The following is a 21,856-nucleotide window of genomic DNA, read 5'->3' on the forward strand; positions in this document are numbered from 1 at the left end:
CATGGCTTCCACGATGCGCAAGGTCTCCTTGCGAAATCTCGCGGCGCACAAGCTGCGCCTGGCCCTCACGGTGCTGTCCGTCGTGCTCGGCACGTCGTTCATCGCCGGTGCGCTCGTCTTCACCTCGACGATGAGCAACTCCTTCAACGGCATCTTCGACAAGGTGGCCATCGGCGTCGACACGCAGATCAGCCCCAAGACCACCGACACCAACGCGTATGGCGGGGTGGAGAGCCTGGGGGTGCCCGACTCCGTCATCGCACGGATCGAGCGCGACAAGTCCGCCCTGGGTGTCGCGAAGATCGTCCCGGGCTACGAGTCGACGATGACGATCGCCGGCTCCGACGGCAAGGCGATCCAGACCGGCGGCGCCCCGACGATGGGCGCCAACTGGGTGCCCAAGAGCCAGGCGCTCGATCCGGACGGCGCCACGATCCTGCCCGGTGGCCGGGCGCCGCACGGGCCGCACGAGGCGGTGCTCAACGAGAGCGCGGCCGAGCGCGGGCACCTGAAGGTCGGTTCGACGACGAAGGTCGTCGTCTCCTCCGGCACCGCCACACCGTTCGAGGTCACGATCGTCGGCCTGGTCAAGATGGCCGGCGACACCTCCGGCTACACCGAGATGGACTTCGACACCGCGACCGCCAAGAAGCTGTTCACCGACGGCTCGCACGCATCGACCGTGCAACTCGGCGCCGTGCCCGGCGTCTCCGCCGACACCCTCAAGCAGCGGATCAACAAGGAGTTCCCCGGCTACAAGGTGCAGACCGGGGACGAGGTGCGGCAGGAGAACAAGGACGCGATCAACTCGTTCCTGCAGATCTTCAACTACATCCTGCTGGCCTTCGCGGCGATCGGCCTCATCGTCGGCACGTTCATCATCTACAACACCTTCTCGATGATCGTGGCCCAGCGGGTGCGCGAACTGGCCCTGTTGCGCGCCATCGGGGCCGCCCGTGGTCAGGTGATGCGGTCGGTGATGCTCGAAGCGGTGGTGGTGGGCCTGCTCGGCTCCGTGGTCGGGTTGGGTGTCGGCATCGGGCTCGCGGCCGGCCTGCAGGCGTTGTTGTCCAGCACCGGCACCGGGCTGCCCAGTGGCTCGCTCGTGGTCGGTCCCGGCGCGATCATCGCCTGCCTGGTGGTCGGGGTGGTCGTCACCACGGTGAGCGCGCTGGCGCCGGCCCGTCGAGCGTCCAAGGTGGCGCCGGTCGAGGCGATGCGGGAGAGCCAGACCGACGGATCCGCCTCGCTGCGGGTGCGCACGATCATCGCGGTGGTGCTCGCCGTGCTCAGCATTGCGGCGCTCGTCATCGGGGCCAGCGGCAAGGGCGGCGGCGCGGCTGGCCTGGTCGGTCTCGGAGCGCTCGGGACCATCATCGCCGTGGTCTGCGGTGCTCCGGCGCTGGCCCGCCCGGTGGTGGGTCTGCTCGGCCTCGTCTTCGCCAAGCCGTTCGGCAAGCTCGGACAGCTGGCGCGCACCAACGCCATACGCAACCCACGGCGGACGGCGGCGACGGCGTTCGCGCTCACGCTCGGCCTGATGCTGGTGGCGATCATCGGCACGCTGGGGGCGTCGTTCAAGTCGACCATCGACAAGGCGGTCAACGAAGAGGTGAGGGCGCCGATCATCGTGACCGGCACCACCAACTCCGGCGCCCTGCCGCCGGCGGTGAGCTCGGCGATCGGCAAGGTCGACGGTGTCGACCGGGTGGTCGCGATGCATGCGGTCGCCGCCACCGTCGAGGGCAAGGAGATCGGCGGCACGTCGCCCAGTGGCGACCTGACCGCCGTGGCCAACATCAAGCTGGTCAAGGGCACCACGGCGCTGGGGTCCGACGCTCTGCTCGCGTCGCAGAAGATGGCGGCCGACAAGGGCTGGTCGGTCGGCCAGACCGTCGACCTCACCAGCAAGTTCGGCCAGCACGTCAACGTGAAAGTCGTTGGCATCTACAAGGACTCGGCACTGCTCGGCCCGTTCCAATTGGGCTCCGGGGCGTTCGAGAAGCTGACCCCGCCGAGCCTGCGTGCCGACTACGTCGACCTGATCCTGCTCAAGAACGGCGCCGATCGGTCGGCCGTGCAACAGCGGATCGAGGACGTCACCGGCAGCTATCTGACCGTGAAGGTGCAGACGAAGGCGGAGTTCGCCAACTCCTCGGCACAGCAGATCAACCAGATGCTGGTGGTGCTCTACGGCATGCTCGGCCTGGCCCTGGTCATCGCCGTGCTCGGCATCATCAACACGCTGGCGCTGTCCGTGGTGGAGCGCAAGCGGGAGATCGGGATGCTGCGCGCGGTCGGCATGCTGCGGGGGCAGGTGCGTCGCACGATCTACCTGGAGTCGGTGCTCATCTCCATCTTCGGGGCGCTGCTCGGCATGGTGCTCGGTGTGATCATCGGCTGGTGCCTGGTGCGGACCTTCCGCGAATGGATCGCCGGCATCACCCCGGTCGTCCCCTGGGGCACGGTGCTGTTCACGCTGGTCGCCGCCGCGGTGTGCGGTGTGCTGGCAGCACTGTGGCCCGGCATACGGGCGGCACGCACCAAGCCGCTGGAGGCCATCGCGGACCTGTGATCGGCGTTGGTATGCCGAACGGGCCGGTCACCCTCGATGGGTGACCGGCCCGTTCGTGTCGACGCAGTGCGGTGGCTGGGCGATGTCGCGACGACGATCGGAACGGACTCAGCCGTCGGCGAACTTGTGAGCGACGGCTGAGGACCGATCCGTGAGGAATGCGACCAACAATGCAGTCAGCCGCCGAAACCGACGCGGCCGCGCTGCTCGCTGCCGATGTCGATGTAGCCCAGCACCGCGGCCGGTATGACGACATGGTGGCCGCGCTCGTCGGCCAGCACCAAGGGAGTGCCCTTCTCCAGTGCGGTCTCCACCTGCTGCTGCACCTCGTCCGGCGACTGCTCGGACTCCAGGACGACCTCGCGTGCGACGTGCTGCACACCGATCCGGATCTCCACGTTCAAGCTCCTTCGAATAGGGCTGGTTCACGAACTGGCGCTCACTCTACGTCCGGCCCGCCGGCAGACCGGAGGGTGTCGCGGTGACTGGCACAGTTGTCGCCCAGTGGCACAGCTGTAGGTGTGCCACTCGGTGGCAGGTGTGCGACTCGGCGGCCGGGCGAGGCAGGTCAGCCGCGTCAGTCGGCGACGGATTGCTCCGGGTGCAGCGGGAACCCGGCGAGGCCGCGCCATACCAGACTGGAGACAAGGCGCTCGGCCTCCTCGCGCGGCACCGTGCGGCCGTGCAGCCAGGAACGGGCGACGGTCTGCGACATACCGACGGTGGCGACGCCGAGCAGCAACGCCTGCTCCGGCGGCAGGTCGGTGTCCTCCTGGATGACCCGGGCGACGGCGTCGGCGCACTCCGCACTCATCCGGTCCACCCGGCCGGCGACCTCGGGTTCGCCCAGCAGGTCGGACTCGAAGACCAGCCGGAACGCGGCGTCCTCGCGTTCGACGAAGGTGAAGAAGGTGCGCACCGCCGCGGCGACGCGCTCCTGGTTGTCCTGGGTCGAGGCCATCGCGGCGCGGACCAGCTCCGGCAGCTCGGAGGTGTGCTGCTCGATCAGCGCCAGGTAGAGGTCCAGCTTGCCGGGGAAGTGCTGGTAGAGCACCGGCTTGCTGACGTGTGCGCGATCGGCGATCTCGTCCATCGCCGCAGCGTGATAGCCGGACTCGGCGAACACCGACTGCGCAGCCTCCAACAGCTGGGCGCGACGCGCAGAGCGTGGTAGACGTCCTCCGCGGGCTCCCGTGTCCGCAACACTCACTCCAATGTCCCTTTCTGACCGGCGCCGACCTGGCGGGTCCCGCTCGGCATCCTAGAGCGAGACTAGGCTGTGGCAGCGTGACGCGCCCACCAAGGTTACGGGGCAGTACGCCCGCAGACAGCAAGCAGGCCGAGCGGTACTCCCGGCACACGCTGCTGCCGGAGGTCGGGATCGCCGGTCAGGACAAGCTCGCGGCGGCCCGCGTGCTGGTCGTCGGAGCCGGTGGTCTCGCCGCCCCGGTGCTCTCCTACCTGGCCGGTGCCGGGATCGGCCGGTTGACGGTCATCGACGACGACGTCGTGGAGTTGAGCAACCTGCACCGGCAGGTCATCCACCGCACCACGGACATCGGTGTCGCCAAGGTCGACTCGGCCGTGCGCGCGGCGCTCGACCTCAACCCGGACATCGTGGTCGTCGGGGTCGAGGCGCGGTTGACCGCCGACAACGCCCTGCCGCTGTTCGCCGAGCACGATGTCGTCGTCGACGCCACTGACAACTTCGCCACCCGCTATCTGATCAACGACGCTTGCGTGCTGCTCGGGCTGCCGCTGGTGTGGTCCTCGATCAACCGGTTCGACGGACAGGTCACCGTCTGGTCGTATGGCGAATCCCCTTGCTACCGCTGCATCTTCCCGACCGCTCCGCCACCCGGCACGGTGCCGTCCTGCGCCGAGGCCGGCGTGATCGGTTCGCTACCGGGTGTCATGGGCTCCATCCAGGCCACCGAGACGGTGAAGCTGGTGCTCGGCATCGGCGAGCCACTGGCCGGTCGGATCCTGGTCCACGACGCGCTCGCCGGCAGTTGGGCCGGCGTGCCCGTCGCCCGCGATCCGCATTGTGCCGTCTGCGGGGACCAACCGACCATCACCGTCCTGCAGGACGAGGCGTCCGCCTGTGCGGTGCCGCCGGAGGAGCCGGTGCCGACCATCGGTGCCCGCGAGCTGGCGGACCTGATCGAGGCGGGCCGGGCTCCGGTGCTCGTCGACGTGCGCACCCCGGCCGAGCGCGACATCGTGTCGCTGCCCGGCGGCGGCATACAGGTGGACGTGGCGCAGTTGCGCGACGGCACGGGGCTGCCGGCGGTCGCCGGAGTGGACGAGTCCGCGGTCTTCTACTGCAAGAGCGGCGCGCGATCGGCCGAGGCGGTGCGGCTGGTCGCTGACGCGACCGGTGTGCGCGCTCGGTCGCTGGACGGCGGAGTGCTGGGCTGGATCGATCAGATCGACCCCTCGCTACCCCGGTACTGACATGCCGGCCGTTCACGAGCTGCCCGATCTCGCCGACGCCGTGCTCGACGTCGTCGACCGGGTGCCCGAGGGCAAGGTCGTCACGTATGGCGACATCGGCCGCGTCGTCGGTGCCGGGCCGCGTCAGGTCGGCGCGGTGATGTCGGAGTACGGCGCGTTGGTCACCTGGTGGCGCGTGCTGCGCGCCGACGGCCGGCCACCGCAGGGCAACGAGGACGAGGCATTGGCGCACTACCGCGCCGAAGAAACGCCGCTGAAGGGCACCTTCCTGGACCGGGTCGACCTCGCGCGGGCTCGCTTCGACCTGGGGTGAGCGACATGCGTCCACCTGCGACCGTCGGGGCGGGGCGTCGGGGACCGAGCACCTGTGGGTATGTCGGTCGTGCGTGATGGGATGAGTCCCGTGCTGGAACTACGTCGACCGCCCGCTCTCACAGCGGAACCGTTGGTCCTGGACGACGTGCAGCAGGCCGTCTGCGACAGCACCAGCCGCGCATCGGTGGTGATCGGTGCTCCCGGCACCGGCAAGTCGACGCTCGCGGTCGAATCCGTGGTGGCAGCGGTCGAGCGCGGCATCCCGCCGGACCGCTGCCTGCTGCTCGCACCGACGCGGCTGGCGGCCGCCGACCTGCGCGACCGGGTCACCGCGCGACTGCAGCGCACCTCGACCGAGCCGCTCGCGCGCACCCACCAGGCGCTCGGCTTCGGCATCCTGCGACAGGCCGCCGCGCTGCAGGGCGAGCCGGCACCACGGCTGCTCAGTGGACCCGAGCAGGACGTCGTCCTGCGCGAGTTGCTGGCCGGTCACGCGGCCGGTGACGGCATACCGCCGGGTTGGCCCGACTTCGTGCACAACGCCCTGCCGACCAGGGGTTTCCGCAACGAGTTGCGCGACCTGCTGATGCGCGCGGTGGAGTGGGGGCTGACTGCGGACGAGCTCGCCGCGCTGGGCCGGGCACACGACCGCCCCGAGTGGCAGGCCGCCGCGCGCGTGCTGGACGAATACGACCAGGTGACCGCACTGTCGCGACCCGGTGCGTTCGACCCGGCATGGATCCTCAGCGCGGCCGCCGATCTGCTCGAGTCCGACCCGCGGGCGCGCGAGCGGGTGCACCGGGCCATCGGCTTCGTCGTGGTCGACGACGCGCAGGAGCTGACCCGGGCGGCCGCTCGGCTGTTGCGGCTGGTGATCGCGCCCGCCACCCGGATCGTGCTGATCGGGGATCCGGACGCGACCGTGCAGAGCTTCCGTGGCGCCGACCCGGCGATGTTCGGCGCGCTCGGCGACCACTTCGGTGCGATCGACCAGGTCATCTTGCCGGTCGGGCACCGGCACCCGGAAGCGGTCCGCCGGGTGGCCGAGCGGGTGGCCGAACGGATCGGCGCCGTCGCGGGCGCCGAGCACCGGCTGGTGTCGTCCCGGCCGGGCGGACGGGTCGACGTGGCGCTGCTGCGGTCGGCGCCCCAGGAGGCCGCACACATCGCCGCCCAACTGCGCCGGGCACACCTGCTCGACGGTCTGGACTGGTCCCGGATGGCGGTCATCGTGCGCGGCCAGGGCCGGGCCGGTTCGCTGCGCCGCGCGCTGGCCACGGCCGGTGTGCCGGTCAACTCCCCGCCGACGGTGGTCCCGCTGCGGGACGAGCCGGCGGTCCGGCCGTTCCTGGCGCTGCTGGAGACCATCGGCAAACTCCTCGCCGACGACCCTGACCCGATCAGCCCGGAGCTGGCCGCCGATGTGCTGAGCTCACCCCTCGGCGGCGCCGATGCGGTGGCGTTGCGGCGGTTGCGTCGCGCGCTGCGCGCCGAGGAGCTGGGCGCGGACGGGTCGCGCTCCTCCGACGAGCTGCTCGCCGCGTCGGTCGTCGGGCTGCCGTGGCTGGAGCTGCTGGGTCCGGTCGCGACTCCGGCACTGCGGGTGGCGGGCGTCATCCGCGCCGGCCGGGAGGCTGCGGTTGCTGCCGGAGCCACCGCCGAGACGGTGCTGTGGGCGATGTGGGAGGCCAGCGGACTCGCCGACGACTGGCAGGCCAAGGCGCTGGCGGGCGGCCGCGAGGGCAAGCGCGCGGACAGCCGGCTCGATGCGATCGTCGCGTTGTTCGCCGACGCCGCGACGTATGTCGACCGTCTCCCGGGCGCAGCCCCGCTGGATTTCCTGGAGCACGTGCGCGGCCAGGACGTGCCCGGTGACCGGCTGGTCGCGGCGGCGCCCGACGACGAGACCGTCGCACTGCTGACTCCGCAGGCCGCCGCCGGCCGCGAGTGGCAGTTCGTGGTCGTCGCGGGCGTGCAGGAGGGCGTGTGGCCGGACCTGCGGTTGCGCGGATCGCTGCTGGGTTCCGAGCGATTGGTCGATGTGCTGGCCGACCGGGGCGACTCGTGGCGTGCCGCGCAGACCGCCGTCCGCTACGACGAGACCCGGCAGTTCCTCGTCGCGGTCAGCCGAGCCACGGAGCGGCTGCTGGTCACGGCCGTGCGCAACGAGGACGAGCAACCCTCGGCATACCTCGACGTCGTCGACCCGCTCGACGTCAGCGACGACCCGGACGCATTGCGTGATTTCACCGAGGTCGCGCGACCCACCACCCTGCCCGCGGTCGTCGCCGAGTTGCGGCGCGAGCTGGCCGTGGGTGACGAGGAGGACCGGTCCCAGGCGGCTCGACAACTCGCGCGGCTCGCCGCGGCCGGCGTGCGTGGCGCCGACCCGGCCCACTGGTGGGCGCTGCGCGAGCTCACCGACGACCGGCCGCTGCGCTCACCGGACCAGCTGGTCCAGATCTCGCCCTCCCGGGTGGAGAGCTTCGGCACCTGTTCGCTCAACTGGTTGCTGACCACGGCCGGCGGGGACGGACCCGACGTCGGCGCGGCCGCGTTGGGCACCCTGGTGCACGAGGTCGCCCAGGAGTTCGCCGACAAGGACCCCGACGCGATGGCGGCCGCGCTCGACGAGCGGTGGGCACGGCTCGGTCTCGGGGACACGTGGGTGTCGGTCCAGAAGCGGGCGACCGCGCACCAGATGCTGCAGCGGCTGACCGGATACCTCGACGAGGCGAAGGCGCAGGGCTGGCGGCCGGTCGGTGTCGAGGTCGATTTCTCGGTGCTCGTCGGCCGGGCACGACTCACCGGGCGGGTCGACCGCATCGAGGGCCGTGGGGAGGAGATCCGGATCATCGACCTCAAGACCGGTTCGTCCAAGCCGTCCGCCGCGGAGCTGCCGGGCAACCCGCAGCTGGGCGCCTACCAGGTCGCGGTGACCGAAGGCGGCTTCGCCGAGGGCTCGGTGTCCGGCGGGGCGGCGCTGGTGCAGGTCGGTAAGGCCGCCGGCAAGAAGGCGGTCACCCAGGTCCAGGCGCCGCTGGCCGAGCAGGAGGACCCGCGATGGGCCTACGACCTGCTCGCCGAGACGGCTGACGGCATGTCCGGCGCGACATTCAGCGCACAGGTCAACTCCCGGTGTCGCACCTGCCCGGTTCTGAAGAGCTGTCCGCTGCAGCCCGAAGGCGGACGTCTGTGACCGGGCAGCAGCGTTACTCCGCCGTGGAGCTCGCCCGGGCGCTCGGTCTACCGACTCCGACCGACGAACAAGTGGCGGTGACCGAGGCCGCCCCCGGGTCCCCGCTGTTGGTGGTGGCCGGTGCCGGCTCGGGCAAGACCGAGACGATGGCCGCGCGCGTGGTGTGGCTGGTCGCCAACGGCCAGGTGGAGCCCGACCAGGTGCTCGGTCTGACCTTCACCCGCAAGGCCGCCGGTCAGCTCGCCGAGCGCATCGGCGTGCGGTTGCGGCGGCTGCGCCGCGAAGGCATCTGGCTGCCGACGACCGACGACGGCACCCAGGCGTTGGCCGAGGTGCCCACCGTGCAGACCTACCACTCCTACGCCGGCCGGCTCGTGGGGGAGCACGGGCTGCGCCTCGGCATCGAGCCGGAGTCCCGGCTGCTCTCCGAGGCCGCGGCATGGCAGCTCGCCTCCGAGGCGGTGCTCGGCTACGACGGCCCGATGGACCAGGTCACCCACACCGAGGGCAATGTCACCACCGCAGTGGTCAGCCTGGCCGGCGAACTCGCCGAGCACTTGGTCGACGCCGAGGACCTGATCGGCTATCTGGACCACTACCTCACCGACACCGCACAGCTGCCGCCGGTGGGTGCCACGAAGGTGACCGGTGGCGACATGAAGAAGGTCGCGGACGCGCTCACCGCTCGTCGGCAGATCGTGCCGATCGTGCAGCGCTACCTGCAGTTGAAGCGGCAGCGGTCTGCCCTCGACTTCGCCGATCAGATGGCCCTCGCGGCGCAGCTGGCACGGTCCTTCCCGGCACTCAGCGCGCTCGAACGCGGCCGCTTCCGTGCCGTGCTGCTGGACGAGTTCCAGGACACCAGCGAGGCGCAGATGGTGCTGCTGCGATCCCTGTATGCCGGTGACGACGAAGCACCCGGCGATGATGTTCGCGTGACCGCGGTGGGCGATCCGCACCAGTCGATCTACGGCTGGCGCGGGGCCAGCGCCACGACCCTCGGCAGCTTCCCGCACCTCTTCGCCGATACCAGTGGGCCGGCGAAAGTGCTTCAGCTGTCTCGGAGTTGGCGCAATGACAGCAGCATCCTCGCCGCGGCCAACCGGGCCGCCTCGCCGTTGCGGGCGGCCAGTGCCGTGCCGGTCGCGACGCTGCAACCCCGGCCGGGCGCGGGGGAGGGCTCCGTCGTCGCCGCACGGCTGTCCGACCAGGACGCCGAGGCGGCATACATCGCGCAGTGGATCCACGAGCGGCACACCGGCGCCGACGGTGCGTGGACCCGTCGCACGGCCGCGGTGCTGTGCCGCAAGCGGTCCCAGTTCACCGCGGTGGTCGAGGCGCTGCGAGACCGCGACCTGCCGGTCGAGGTGGTCGGTGTCGGCGGTCTGCTGACCACGCCCGAGGTGGCTGACATCGTCAGCCTGCTGTGGGCGGTGCAGGATCCGACGCGCGGCGACCAACTGATGCGGTTGCTCACCGGACCGCTGCTGCGCCTGGGCGCGGCCGACCTCGACGGTCTCGGGGAGTGGGCGCGCACGCTGGAGCGGCGCGACCGGCCGCAGCCCACGCCCGGCGGCGACGACCGCGTTCGCCAGGACATCTCAGCCGAGACCCGCGACCGGCCGTCGATCATCGAAGCCCTGGACGAATTACCCGACGCCGACTGGTGCGGGCCCGCCGGACAGCGGATCGGCCCGGTGGCGTTGGACCGCCTGGCCGGCCTGCGGGACGAGATCCGGCGGCTGCGGTCGATGACCGGACTCCCGTTGAGCGAGTTGGTCGTGGAGGCCGAACGCGCTCTCGCGCTCGACATCGAGGTGCTCGCCCGGCCGGGCCAGACGCCGGACACCGCCCGTGTGCACCTAGACGGATTCGCAGAAGTGGCAGCCGGTTTCGCGGCATCGTCCGACCGGCCGACGCTCGGCGGTTTCCTCTCCTGGCTGGCAGCCGCCGAACGCGAGGAGCGTGGCCTGGACCGCCCTTACCTGGAGGCCGAACCCCGAGCGGTGCAGGTCCTCACCGTGCACGCCGCCAAGGGCTTGGAGTGGGACATCGTCGCCATCCCCGGCCTGGTCGAGGGCACCTTCCCGGACCACAACGGTTCGGTCGGCTGGAGCGCCGACCACCACGGCTGGAAGATCAGCCCGCACGGCGTCCCCGGCGATCCCTCCACCTGGGCCGTCAATGCCAGTGAGTGGATCGGCGGGCTCGAGGGCCTGCCCTTCGACCTGCGCGGCGACGCCGACGGGCTGCCTCCACTGCGCTGGGCGGAAGCGACCGACGCCCGCGAGTTGCGCGACGCGATCGTCGAATTCCGTGCTGCCGCAGGTCAACACGGTCTGGACGAGGAACGCCGCCTCGCCTACGTCGCCTTCACCCGAGCGCGCTCGGAGCTGCTGCTGACCGCCTCGGTGTGGTCCACGGCGAGCACCCCGCGGATCACCTCTCGCTACCTCACCGAGCTCGTCGACGCCCGGCTCGTGCGCACCGACGTGTGGGAGCCGATGCCGGCACCCGCACCCGGTGAGACCACGGTCGCCAATCCCCGAGCCGACGAGGACTCGTCGGTCGGCTGGCCGACCGATCCGATGGCGGCGCGCCGGGCCGATCTGGCGGACGGTGTGGCACGGGTGTCCGCCGCGCTGGCCGGGGACCGCCAGGATCTGCTGCCGATCGGTGACCGGGAGCAGGAGATCGAGCTGCTGTTGCGCGAGCGTGACCGGTCGCGCTCCCGTGGGCTCGGAGCAGTGCTGCTGCCACGACACCTCTCCGCCTCCGCCGTGGTGTCCCTGGCCGACGACCCCGTCGAGTTCACCCGGCGGCTGCGGCGCCCGATGCCGTCACCACCGGCGAGCGCGGCCCGCCGGGGCACCGCGTTCCACGCCTGGATCGAACAGCACTACGCACATGCTGCGCTGGTCGACGTGCTGGAGCTGCCCGGCGCGGCGGACGAGGACGCCGACCACGACGCCGACCTCGAGGTGCTGAAGGAGCGATTCCTCGCCTCCGAATGGGCGTCGCGCACCCCTGAGGAGATCGAGGTCTCGGTCGAGACCTGGATCGACGGCATCTCGGTGCGGGGACGCATCGACGCGGTGTTCCGGCGGGACGACGGCTTCGTCATCGTCGACTGGAAGACCGGCGCACGGCCCTTCGGCGCGGCGATGCAGGCGCGGGTGCTGCAGTTGGCGGCATACCGGCTGGCCTTCGCCCGGCTGCGCGGAGTGGCGACCGATGAGGTGGACGCGGCCTTCTACTACGCCGGCACCGGCGAGACGGTGTGGCCCGCCATGCCTGCCGACGACGCGATCGCCGCCTTGCTGCGGCGGGTGCCCGGCTGATCCGGGTGCGGTGCGGCCTCAGCGATCTCCGGTCCGCAACGGCGTGGCGGCTGAGGTGCCGGCCAACGGGCGGTCGCCGCAGATCGTGGGGTCGGTGTCGCGTCGCAGCCTGCGGGTGGACATCTCCAGCAGCCAGACGGTCAGTCCCACCGTCGGGAACGCCGCTCCCAGCAGGCAGACACCGCCCCACCCATGGGAGGCATACACCGCAGCCGAGAGGGCGCTGCCGACGGACCCGGCCGCGAAGTAGGACGTCATGTAGGCGGTGTTCAGCCGGCTGCGCGCATCCGGTCGCAAGGCGTAGAACAACGACTGATTACTGATGTGGGTGCCCTGGATGCCGAGTTCCAGCAGGGCAGTGCCGACCGCCAGCGCGACCACCTGGTGCCGCCCGACGTCGAGCAGCAGGAAACTGACTGCGGTCGCGGCGACGAACACCCCGGTCTGCACGCGGGCCCACCCGCGATCGGCGAGCCGTCCCGCCACCTTGCCCGCGAGGGCGCCGGCCACGCCGCAGAGCGAGAACACGCCGATCTGTGCATCGGACCAGTGGTAGGGCGCACGGGCGAGCAGGAAGCCGATGCTGGTCCAGAACACCCCGAAGGAGGAGTAGGTCACCGCGCCGTACAGCATCCGCCGGCGCAGCACCGGCTCCTGACGGATGAGGGCGAGCACCGACACCAGCGCGCGTCGGTAGCTGAGCTGCGCGGCCGGCGGGGCGTCGGGCAGTTCCCGCCGCAGCAGGACGATGGTGGCGACCATCAGTGCCGCAGCGACCCAGAACACCGCCCGCCATCCGGCGACCTCGGCCAACAACCCGGCGACGAAGCGGGAGAGCAGGATTCCCAGCAGCAGACCGGTCATCACGTCGCCGATGACCTTGCCGCGCTCGTCGTCGGCGGCCAGCGAGGCAGCGAACGGCACGAGAATCTGGCCGACGACCGACGAGACGCCGACCAGCAACCCTGCGGCGGCGAGCGTCTGCCACGTCGGTGCGAGTGCCATGGCGAGCAGGCAGCCGGTGGTGCCGATCAGCACCGCGGTCAGCAACCGGCGCCGGTCGACCAGATCACCGATGGGCACCAGCAGCGCCAGGCCGACCGCGTAACCGATCTGTCCGGCCGTCACCACCAGGCCGATGCTCGTGGTCGACGCCGCGAAGTGGTCGGCGATCTGCGCGACCAGCGGCTGGGCGTAGTAGCTGTTGGCGACGACGATCCCGGACGCGAGGGCCATCACCAGCACCAGCCGGTGATCGATGCGACGGCCTGCGGAGGATGGTGTCGGATTCACCCGGCCAGGCTGACGGCTGCATGAGGTACTTGTCCAACAAGGTAATCAACTCGTTTTCATTGCTAGCTTTTATAAATGGAGTTGAAGCAGCTGACCCACTTCGTCGCGGTCGCCGAAACCCACAGCTTCACCGTCGCGGCGCAACGGTTGCGGATCTCCCAGCCGGGACTGAGTTCCTCCATCCAGGCATTGGAGCGGGACGTCGGCGCCGTGCTGCTCGAGCGCACCACCCGACGTGTGTTGCTGACGCCCGCCGGAGCCGCGCTGCTGGACTCGGCGCGCCTGATCCTCGGCGAGATCGCCACCGCGCGGCGGCGCATTGCCGGAGCGGCGGGTCTGACAACGGGGCAACTCGCCGTCGGAATGGTGCAGACGTTCAGCTCGGTCGACGTGCCGGCTGCGCTGGCCGGTCTGCACCGGCGGCATCCCGGCATCCAGCTGACGCTGCGGGAGGCACCGACCGCTGACCTGCTGCGCGCGGTCCTGCGGGGCGAGCTCGACCTCGCCTTCGCGGCGCTCGACGGCACACGGCTGCCCGACGGGTTGACGGTCCGCCGGTCCTACACCGAGCGCATCGTCGTGGTCGTCGGTGAGCAGCACCGGCTCGCGGGACGTTCCCGGGTGCGCCTGGCCGACCTGGCGGAGGAGACGTTCATCGAGTTCCGGGCCGGCCAAGGGCTGCAGACCGTCATCGAGAACGTCTGCGCGGACGCGGGTCTGCATCGCCGCATCGGCTGCGCCGTCAGCGACATGGATCAGGTGCTGTCGCTGGTCGGGCACGGACTGGGCGTGGCGCTGGTGCCGGCACCGCTGGCCGATCGCAGTGGGCTGCCGGCGATCTCGGTGGCACCCCGGGCGCCGTCCCGCACGCTGGCGCTGGTGACGCGCACGACCCCCTCGGGCAATCCGGCAGCGCGCGCCCTGCTGGAGCTTCTGTCGGGGGAGTGAACTTCGCGGCCGGCGCAGCGTGACGCGAGGCGTGTCAGGACGGGCGCTTCGCGTCCTTCGCGTTCTCGTCCGAGTGGTCGTGGTCGTCGGTCGCGTCCGCCTCGTCGTCCGCCTCGTCGTCCAGCGGGTATGACGACGGCTCGGGATCTTCCTCCGGGCCGGTCTCGTTGGCTGCGGCCGAGGAGGTGGACCGCTCCCGGGCGTTGACTGGGATCTCGACGGTCTCGTCGTCGGAGCCGGCGTCCTCGAACTCCACCACTTCGATGTCCTCGGGGTCGACCGCCGGCGTGGGCTCCGGCGCGACTTCCGGCACCTTGCGCCGGCCGGGTGCCGGCGGAAGGAGTGACTCGTCATCGCGCATCGCCTCGTCCAGGCGCCGGAGTGCGGCGCTGCGGCGAGCGACCAGCTCGCGGTCGTTGCTGGTCACCGCGTCCATCAGGGCGTTGACCCGCTGCAACTCGGCGGCCAGCCGGACCCGGCGCTCCAGGTGGGTGTCGATCGTGTCGCGACGTGCGCCGGCATACGCCTCGAGCACGGTGTCGAACGCGGCCGGCTCGGCGAGCACCGACAGCACCGCGAAGTCGGCGGCGGGATCGGAGACACCCGCCTGCTCCCAGCCGGTCATCGCGACCACCGCGTCACCGTCGACCAGCACGTGCGAGCCCTCCAGCGGGCCGTGCACCGTGCAGGTCGCGAACTTCCACAGCGCCACCTCCTCCAGGGCGCGTTCCCAGCGCGACAACAGCCCGGCGGGCACGTGGCCGGTCGCGGCGGCGCGGTCGAGCGTCGCGAGACGCCGGGCGCGGTAGGCGTCCGCGTCATACGTCGGCAGTCCCGCCTCCTCCACCGCCCGCGGGTCGGCGTCGTGTATGGCGGCCAGCGCCTTGCCGATGTTGCGCGCCATCGGGGAACCGGCACGCAACTCGCGCCATACCAACGGGGTGCCCGGCAACCGGGTCTGCACGGACACCACCGTGCCGTCGTCGGCGACCGCGGTGCCCTCGATGCGGGGCACGGCGAACGGGACGCGCGCCGACAGCAGCCGCAGCAAGCCGTCCGACTGCTCCATCTGCGCACCGGCAGCGGTGCTGCGGCCGGCGCGCACGACCCAGTCCTTGCCGTCGGCGGTGGTGACGTAGGCGATCTGGAAACGATCGTCCTGCGCCGTCGACGTGCCACGGACGGTCGTCGGCGTGAAATGTGGGACGGCTGCGGTCGCGAGGGCGGCGAGGGTCAACGGGCTGCGGAGCACGGCCCCACGGTAAGCCGAACCGACCGCATAACCTGGATGGCGTGCCCGCAGCTTCGCAAACTGGTTTCGATCTGGTCCTCGACAGCTCCGCCCTCGACCGCCGTGCGTTGCGTCGCCGCGACCCGGCGCTGATCGACGCGCTCCTCGAGCAGCCCTCCACCGCAGTGCTCGAGGTGTATGGCGACAGGCTCCCCCACACCGGGGACGGTCATCGGTTGCATTATCGGGCCCCCGACCCGGCCGACCGCCACGAAGTCGTGGTCTACCTGGGCGAGATCGCCGGCCGCGAGGTGCTCGCGGTGCTGCGGGACAGCGACGACCGGCGTCCTCGCGAAGTGTCGGGGGGTGCAGCCCCTGACGAAGCATCGAGGGAGCGTAGCGGGGGAGAGCTTCGTGGGGTGGTCGGCGACGTTCCGGCCGACGGTTTGCGCTACCTCGGCATGCGGCTGCACGGCGACGACGTCCCGATCGCCGTCACCGCGACCGGCATCGGCCGGTGGCACGCGGTCAACGGGTTCTGCTCCCGGTGCGGTCACGCGACCCGGGTGACCGAGAGCGGCTGGACGCGGCACTGCGACGGATGCGGGCGCGACCACTACCCGCGCACCGATCCGGCCGTGATCATGTCGGTGGTCGATGCCGACGACCGGCTGCTGCTCGGCCGCGGCCGCAACTTCACCGGCAATGGGATGTCGGTGCTGGCTGGTTTCGTGGAGCCCGGCGAGTCGCTCGAGACCGCGGTCGCCCGGGAGGTCATGGAGGAGGTCGGGGTGGAGGTCGTCGACGTGCGATTCCTCGGCGATCAGCCGTGGCCGTTCCCGGCGTCACTGATGGTCGGCTTCACCTGCCGTGCGACCACGACCGAGCTGACCCTCGATCCCGAGGAGATCGCCGCGGCCCGATGGTTCACCCGGCCGGAGCTGGCGGCCGCCGTGGGCAGCGGCGAGGTGCGGCTGCCGGCGCGGCTGTCGATCGCGCGCCATCTGATCGAGCACTGGTACGGCGCACCGATTGACCAGGCCGACGACGGATCCCTGTTGCGGCAGGCACGGTAGGACGGTTAGGGACAGGGACAGAGCACGGATGACGACAGCAGACGAGGTCCTCGCGGGGCTCGACCCGGAGCAGCGGCAGGTAGCGAGCAACCCGCTCGGGCCGATGTGCGTGCTGGCCGGTGCCGGCACCGGGAAGACCCGGGCGATCACCCACCGCATCGCCTACGGCGTGCACTCGGGCGCCTACCGGCCGGATCGCGTGCTGGCGGTGACGTTCACCGCCCGCGCGGCGGGGGAGATGCGCACCCGGTTGCGCGGACTCGGCCTGCCCGCGGTGCAGGCGCGCACCTTCCACGCTGCCGCGCTGCGGCAGCTGCACTACTTCTGGCCGCAGGCGATCGGCGGCCCGATCCCGCAGCTCCTCAAGCACAAGGCGCCGGCGGTCGGCGAGGCCGGCGCCCGCCTGCGCCTGGAGCTGGACCGCGTCGTCATAAGGGACCTGGCGGCGGAGATCGAGTGGGCCAAGGTCTCGATGCTGACTCCGGAGACCTACCGCGCGGCGGCCGCCAAGGCCGGGCGCTCGCCGGCCGAGCTCGATCTGACCGCGATGGCCCGGCTGTGGGAGACCTACGAGGAGGTCAAGTCGGCCCGCGACGTCATCGATTTCGAGGACGTGCTGCTGCTGATGGCCGGTGTGCTGGCCGAACGCGACGACATCGCGGCGACCGTGCGCGGTCAATACCGGCACTTCGTGGTCGACGAATACCAGGACGTCAATGCGGCCCAGCAGGCGTTGCTCGACCTGTGGGTCGGCGACCGGCCCGACCTGTGCGTCGTCGGTGACCCGGCGCAGACGATCTACTCCTTCACCGGCGCGACACCACGCCACCTGCTCGACTTCGCCGGCCGCCGTCCCGGCACGCACACCGTGCAACTGGTGCGCAACTACCGCTCCACTCCGCAGGTCGTCGACCTGGCCAACCTCGTCCTGCAGTCCGGCACGCGGCGCGCCGAGAGCGTGCGGCTGCAGGCGCAGCGCGAGCCAGGGCCGGCCCCGGTGCTGACCCAGCTGACCGATGACGAGGCCGAAGCGGCATACGTGGCGCAAGAAGTGAAAAGGCTTCTCTCTCAAGGCGTTCCGGCGAGCGAGATCGCCGTGCTCTATCGCATCAACGCGCAGAGTGAGGCGGTCGAGCAGGCCTTGTCGGCCGCGGACATCCCCTACCTCGTGCGCGGCGGCGAGCGGTTCTTCCAACGCTCGGAGGTCAAGCAGGCGCTGGTGCTGTTGCGTGGCGCGGTGCGCGGCGACGACGGCAGCGTCGAGCTCGGCAAGCTGGTGCGCGACATCGTGACCGCGGCCGGCTGGTCCCCGCAGCGCCCCTCGGGCGGGGCGGTGCTGGAGCGCTGGCAGTCGCTCAATGCGCTGGCCGAGCTGGCCGACGACCTCGGCGGCGCCGACGAGGGCTTCCGGCTGCGCGAGTTGGTCACCGAGCTCGACCGGCGTGCCGCCGAACAACACGCGCCGACGGTCGAAGGCGTCACCCTCGCGTCGCTGCACGCTGCCAAGGGGCTGGAGTGGGACGCAGTGCTGCTCATCGGCTGCTCCGACGGGCTGCTGCCGATCTCGCTCGCCGAGGGGCCGCAGGCCGTCGAGGAGGAGCGGAGGCTGATGTATGTCGGGCTCACCCGCGCCCGCCGGCACCTGTTGCTGAGCTGGGCCGCCGCACGCAACCCCGGCGGTCGCGCGAGCCGACGGCCGTCGCGGTTCCTGGACGCAGCCGCGCCCGTCCTCGGCCCGGGAGCGCGCAGCGCACCCCGGAGCAGGTCGACCGGGCCCGCCCCCAAGAAGCCGGCCAAGCCGAAGACCTGCCGCAGCTGCGGCCGCACTCTGGACACCGCGGCCGAGCGCAAGATCGAGCGGTGCGGCGACTGTCCGGCGACCTATGACGAGGCGCAGTTCGAAGCGTTGCGGGCCTGGCGGCTGGAAGTGGCGACGTTGGCCAAGGTGCCCGCATTCGTGGTGTTCACCGACGCGACTCTCATCGCCATCGCCGAACGCCGCCCGCGGGACATCGCCGGGCTCAGCGGCATCTCGGGCGTCGGCAAGCACAAGCGCGACACCTACGGCGAGGCAGTTCTCGCCGTGCTGGACGGCGCCGACCCGGAGGCGGCCGCCGCCGCATGTGTCGCCGCGCAGGACAGCGCCTAGGCCGGCGCCGTGGACCGGCGTCCGCAGACACGCTCGCCGGAGGCGCGGTGGCGAGCCCCTCGAGATGTGTCCGACGATCACGTCCTACCGTTTTTCTGTAGGTGAATCCTGTTGTGCTGCAATGTTTTTCGCCACACACGAAAATCGTGCAAAGAATTCTCGTTAATTCAGTTGCTCGCGTGCATAGGCACCCCGTAGCCTGTTGGACGTTCAGCTCGCGCGTCCAGGCGACGTGGCGAGGCCCGCGAAAGCGAGAGGAGGGGTTCGACGTGGAAATCACCAAGATGACGCAGCCGTGCGACGAGCACGCCGCGATGACGTCTGCCCTTCCGGTGATGACGAGTGTCCACCTCGCTTCCTCCACCGCCCGGGTCCAGGGGATCAGTGCGCCCGCCGCCGGCAGTGTCAACGGTCTGATCATGCGCGAGCGCTCCGTCGACGGCATCGCCGTCTTCGCTGTCGGCGCCGATCTCGGCGTCACGCGCGATGTCCCGACCTACAACTCCAAGTTTGCCGGCGGTGTCCGGTGTTCCGTCCTTTCGAGGCCACCCGTCTGACTCAGACGACAACGTCCTCATCGAAGGCCGCGGAACCCGACACCAGGGTCCGCGGCCTTTTTGTGTCGCGGGCTTCCACCACCACCAGGAAGACCGAGTTCATGACCCAGTGCATGACCACCGCACGACCGGCCGGCGCTCACCAGGCGCCGACCGAGCAGGAAAGGCCCCGCACCCGGGGTGACCGCGACAAGGAGGTCCCACCGATGATGTTGTCCGATCTGATAGACGCGACCGCGCTGGCCGCAGACTGCGGGGAGCAGCTCCCGTGTCACCAGAACGATCCGGAGCTGTGGTTCGCCGAGCGCCCGGAGGACGTGGAGTTCGCCAAGGCGCTGTGCACCAGCTGCCCCCTGCGGGAGGCCTGCCTCGCCGGAGCCAAGGACCGTTCCGAGCCCTGGGGCGTCTGGGGCGGCGAGCTGTTCTCCCAGGGCGTCGTCATCCCGCGCAAACGGCCGCGGGGTCGTCCGCGCAAGCAGACCGTGGCCGCGTGATCACCATGCGTTCCACCACCTTCCTTCTGCATGACACCGGTATGCCGCACGACCGGTGCGTTCCTGACGGACACCACCGGTCGTGCCGGGATACCCCTCCCGAAAGAGCTTCCACGATGTTCCAGTTGCTGCGGGTCGAACCGACCCGACCTCGCCCACCGACGGGGCAGCCGGCGACCAGGCGAAGCAAACACGTGACGCGTGTGCTTCCCCCGCCGACCACACCACGTCGATGAACGCCCTGCAGCCGCCGTTCGGCGGCCCGATCGCAAAGCCGGTCGCGGCTTACCGCGACCGGCTTTGCCGTGTCCGGAGGTGGTTTGCTCGTCCGTCTGCCCGGGAGGTGGCCGAGCGGGGAACACGCTGAGCTGGCCGCGCGCCGCACGTTGGTCGCTCTCTCACCTCGTCCACCGCGTGAGACGCCGATCGCACATCAGCCGAAAGATCTGCGGATCTGGACCATGATGCTCGCGATCCCTGCAGGCCTTCGCCGCTGTCGCACAAATTCTGTTTCCTGCCTCCTGTGGGCCCGCTGGTATGTACCGCACACACTCGCGCCCGAAAGGACATCCTGATGGTTGCTCACACGACGCTCGGAACTGTCGTCGAATGGCTCGGCCTGACACTGCTGACCGCACGTGCCGGCTCGGTGGACAGCAGCCGGTCAGTGCGCAGTGTGGTGGTGCACGACATCGCCGACCCGCCATCGGTGCCGACCGGTGCCGTCGTGCTGGGCGTCGGTGTGCAGGGGGAGTGCGCCATCGCAAACCTGCTGCGCGAGCTTGTCGCGCGGGAGGCCGCCGCCCTGATCGTCCGGGAGCCGGTGACGGTCACCCCGTTGATCGACGAACTGGCCTCGCGGAGCGGCGTCGTCGTGCTGGGGCTGGTCCGGGGCGCGTCGTGGCTGCAGGTCGCCCGGATGCTCGACGACCGGCAGGTCGACGACGACGGCTGGTCCGGCGGGGCGACCGAGGCACTCGACCTCTTCGAGGTCGCCAACTCGCTGTCCGCGTTGCTGACCACCCCGGTCACCATCGAGGACGTCAGCTCGCACATCGTCGCCTTCTCGGCGGACCAGGCGGAGGCGGACGAGGCCCGCAAGGCCAGCGTGCTGGGTCACCAGGTGCCGGCACGCTACAACGACCCGATGGTGGAGGCGGGTGTCTTCCGCCGGCTGTATGCCGCCACCGCGCCGATCTTCGTGCCGTCACTCGCCGACGGCATCCGGCCGCGTGCGGCCATGCCGGTCCGCGCCGGGGCAGAGGTGATGGGATCCATCTGGGCGATCGTCGACGAGCCGTTGAGTGAGTCGCGCGCGACCGCGATGATCGAGGCCGCGAGCACGGCAGCGATCGCGATGCTGCGGCGCCGGGTGGCTTCCGACGCTTCCCGCCAGATGCGCGCCGCGCTGGTGGGCGGCCTCATCGACGGTGGTCCCGCGGCGGTCGGGACCGCGGGCCGGATGGGCGGGAATGTGACGGGCGGCTGCGTCATCGCGGCCGGCATACGTGGCCGTCGCACCGCCGGCCACGCCGCTGTGTCGGCCGAACTGGACCGGCTGGCGAATGCGCTGCGGATGTGGCTGCACCCGGAGTTGCCGGAGTCGGCGGTGGCAGTCGTGGACGAGACCGTCTACGCGGTGATCCCGGCATACCGTGGCGGCTGCCTGCAGCTGCGCCAATTGCGCCGGCTGGCAGAGGGATTCGTGCAACGGGCCGCCCGGCACGACGAGTTCGTCATGGTCATCGGCAAACCGGTCGTGGGCGTCGCGGCCATGGGCGAGTCTCGGCGGGAGGCCGATCTCGGGCTCCGGGTGCTGCGCACCGTCACCACCGTGCGGCAGCGCGTGGCCGTGGCGAGCGACCTGCAGCCACAGATCCTGCTGATGCAACTGTCCGACCTGATGGCCCACGAGAACACCACGCTCTCCGGGCCCATCGCCGTCCTGCGTGCGTATGACGAACAACATCAGTCGGCGCTGGGGGAGACACTGCACGCGTGGCTGGACAACTTCGGTGATGTCGCAGCGGCTGCCGCCGCGTTGCACGTGCACAAGAACACCTTCCGCTACCGGCTGGGCCGATTGGTGCAGATCGCGGACATCGATCTGGACGACCCCGAAGTGCGCTTCCAGCTGATGATGCAATTCCGCCTGAGCGCACCGGCGTTCGTCCGGTAGGACAACGGCGGCGGGGAAGTTCGTCCCCACGCATGAGGTCCC

Annotated in this window: 15 protein-coding genes; 11 read left to right on the top strand and 4 right to left on the bottom strand. The window is 70.9% G+C overall.

Annotated features, from left to right (window positions below):
• Nucleotide 1 precedes the first annotated feature (1 nt).
• Nucleotides 2-2,575 (top strand): ABC transporter permease, encoded by a 2,574-nt coding sequence (locus tag ACYVBN_RS01555; protein WP_460599014.1) that lies wholly within the window; start codon nt 2-4, stop codon nt 2,573-2,575.
• Between the two features lie 176 nt (nt 2,576-2,751).
• Here the strand turns inward: ACYVBN_RS01555 and ACYVBN_RS01560 are convergent, their stop codons facing one another.
• Both ACYVBN_RS01560 and ACYVBN_RS01565 read right to left on the bottom strand, forming a co-directional pair.
• Nucleotides 2,752-2,973 (bottom strand): DUF3107 domain-containing protein, encoded by a 222-nt coding sequence (locus ACYVBN_RS01560; protein WP_460599015.1) that lies wholly within the window; start codon nt 2,971-2,973, stop codon nt 2,752-2,754.
• 179 nt (nt 2,974-3,152) lie between these two features.
• Nucleotides 3,153-3,785, bottom strand: coding sequence for a TetR/AcrR family transcriptional regulator (locus ACYVBN_RS01565; RefSeq protein ID WP_440282226.1), 633 nt, complete (start codon nt 3,783-3,785; stop codon nt 3,153-3,155).
• 77 nt (nt 3,786-3,862) lie between these two features.
• Here ACYVBN_RS01565 and moeB point away from each other — a divergent pair, with 77 nt between their 5' ends.
• The 4 genes from moeB to ACYVBN_RS01585 all read left to right on the top strand — a co-directional run bounded on the left by moeB (nt 3,863) and on the right by ACYVBN_RS01585 (nt 11,887).
• Nucleotides 3,863-5,032 (top strand): molybdopterin-synthase adenylyltransferase MoeB, encoded by a 1,170-nt coding sequence (moeB, locus tag ACYVBN_RS01570; protein WP_460599016.1) that lies wholly within the window; start codon nt 3,863-3,865, stop codon nt 5,030-5,032.
• 1 nt (nt 5,033) lies between these two features.
• Nucleotides 5,034-5,345, top strand: coding sequence for an MGMT family protein (locus ACYVBN_RS01575; RefSeq protein WP_460599017.1), 312 nt, complete (start codon nt 5,034-5,036; stop codon nt 5,343-5,345).
• Between the two features lie 81 nt (nt 5,346-5,426).
• On the top strand, nt 5,427-8,546 hold the full coding sequence (locus ACYVBN_RS01580; protein WP_460599018.1) for an ATP-dependent helicase: 3,120 nt from the start codon (nt 5,427-5,429) through the stop codon (nt 8,544-8,546).
• Complete coding sequence (locus tag ACYVBN_RS01585; protein ID WP_460599019.1) at nt 8,543-11,887, top strand: ATP-dependent helicase; 3,345 nt, start codon at nt 8,543-8,545, stop codon at nt 11,885-11,887. The genes ACYVBN_RS01580 and ACYVBN_RS01585 overlap by 4 nt, the downstream gene beginning before the upstream one ends.
• A gap of 18 nt (nt 11,888-11,905) precedes the next feature.
• On the opposite strand, the gene ACYVBN_RS01590 is transcribed toward ACYVBN_RS01585, so the two are convergent.
• The gene (locus ACYVBN_RS01590) at nt 11,906-13,180 is read right to left on the bottom strand and encodes an MFS transporter (RefSeq protein ID WP_460599020.1); all 1,275 of its coding nucleotides are present in this window, start codon (nt 13,178-13,180) and stop codon (nt 11,906-11,908) included.
• Between the two features lie 75 nt (nt 13,181-13,255).
• Here ACYVBN_RS01590 and ACYVBN_RS01595 point away from each other — a divergent pair, with 75 nt between their 5' ends.
• Nucleotides 13,256-14,128, top strand: a complete 873-nt coding sequence (locus tag ACYVBN_RS01595) for a LysR family transcriptional regulator (RefSeq protein WP_460599021.1) — start codon at nt 13,256-13,258, stop codon at nt 14,126-14,128.
• A gap of 34 nt (nt 14,129-14,162) precedes the next feature.
• Here the strand turns inward: ACYVBN_RS01595 and ACYVBN_RS01600 are convergent, their stop codons facing one another.
• Nucleotides 14,163-15,380, bottom strand: a complete 1,218-nt coding sequence (locus ACYVBN_RS01600; protein ID WP_460599022.1) for a protein kinase family protein — start codon at nt 15,378-15,380, stop codon at nt 14,163-14,165.
• Between the two features lie 41 nt (nt 15,381-15,421).
• Between ACYVBN_RS01600 and nudC the strand changes: the two genes are divergently transcribed.
• The 5 genes from nudC to ACYVBN_RS01625 all read left to right on the top strand — a co-directional run bounded on the left by nudC (nt 15,422) and on the right by ACYVBN_RS01625 (nt 21,814).
• Nucleotides 15,422-16,435 carry an NAD(+) diphosphatase gene (gene nudC / locus ACYVBN_RS01605; protein ID WP_460599023.1) on the top strand — a complete coding sequence of 338 codons (1,014 nt, stop codon included), beginning with the start codon at nt 15,422-15,424 and terminating at the stop codon, nt 16,433-16,435.
• A gap of 28 nt (nt 16,436-16,463) precedes the next feature.
• Nucleotides 16,464-18,584, top strand: coding sequence for an ATP-dependent DNA helicase UvrD2 (locus ACYVBN_RS01610; RefSeq protein WP_440282235.1), 2,121 nt, complete (start codon nt 16,464-16,466; stop codon nt 18,582-18,584).
• 269 nt (nt 18,585-18,853) lie between these two features.
• The gene (locus ACYVBN_RS01615; RefSeq protein ID WP_440282236.1) at nt 18,854-19,141 is read left to right on the top strand and encodes a hypothetical protein; all 288 of its coding nucleotides are present in this window, start codon (nt 18,854-18,856) and stop codon (nt 19,139-19,141) included.
• A 206-nt stretch (nt 19,142-19,347) separates the two neighbouring features.
• Nucleotides 19,348-19,635, top strand: a complete 288-nt coding sequence (locus ACYVBN_RS01620; RefSeq protein ID WP_440282334.1) for a WhiB family transcriptional regulator — start codon at nt 19,348-19,350, stop codon at nt 19,633-19,635.
• A 574-nt stretch (nt 19,636-20,209) separates the two neighbouring features.
• A complete protein-coding gene (locus ACYVBN_RS01625) occupies nt 20,210-21,814 on the top strand; it encodes a PucR family transcriptional regulator (protein ID WP_460599024.1) in 1,605 nt (534 codons plus the stop codon).
• Nucleotides 21,815-21,856 lie beyond the last annotated feature (42 nt).

Source organism: Flexivirga lutea (assembly GCF_054778955.1).

Coding starts and splice junctions, on each gene's coding strand:
- ACYVBN_RS01595 (WP_460599021.1), top strand. CDS start 13,256: ATGGAGTTGAAGCAGCTGACCCACTTCGTCGCGGTCGCCGAAACCCAC.
- ACYVBN_RS01620 (WP_440282334.1), top strand. CDS start 19,348: ATGATGTTGTCCGATCTGATAGACGCGACCGCGCTGGCCGCAGACTGC.
- ACYVBN_RS01555 (WP_460599014.1), top strand. CDS start 2: ATGGCTTCCACGATGCGCAAGGTCTCCTTGCGAAATCTCGCGGCGCAC.
- ACYVBN_RS01580 (WP_460599018.1), top strand. CDS start 5,427: ATGAGTCCCGTGCTGGAACTACGTCGACCGCCCGCTCTCACAGCGGAA.
- ACYVBN_RS01625 (WP_460599024.1), top strand. CDS start 20,210: ATGGTTGCTCACACGACGCTCGGAACTGTCGTCGAATGGCTCGGCCTG.
- ACYVBN_RS01575 (WP_460599017.1), top strand. CDS start 5,034: ATGCCGGCCGTTCACGAGCTGCCCGATCTCGCCGACGCCGTGCTCGAC.
- ACYVBN_RS01610 (WP_440282235.1), top strand. CDS start 16,464: ATGACGACAGCAGACGAGGTCCTCGCGGGGCTCGACCCGGAGCAGCGG.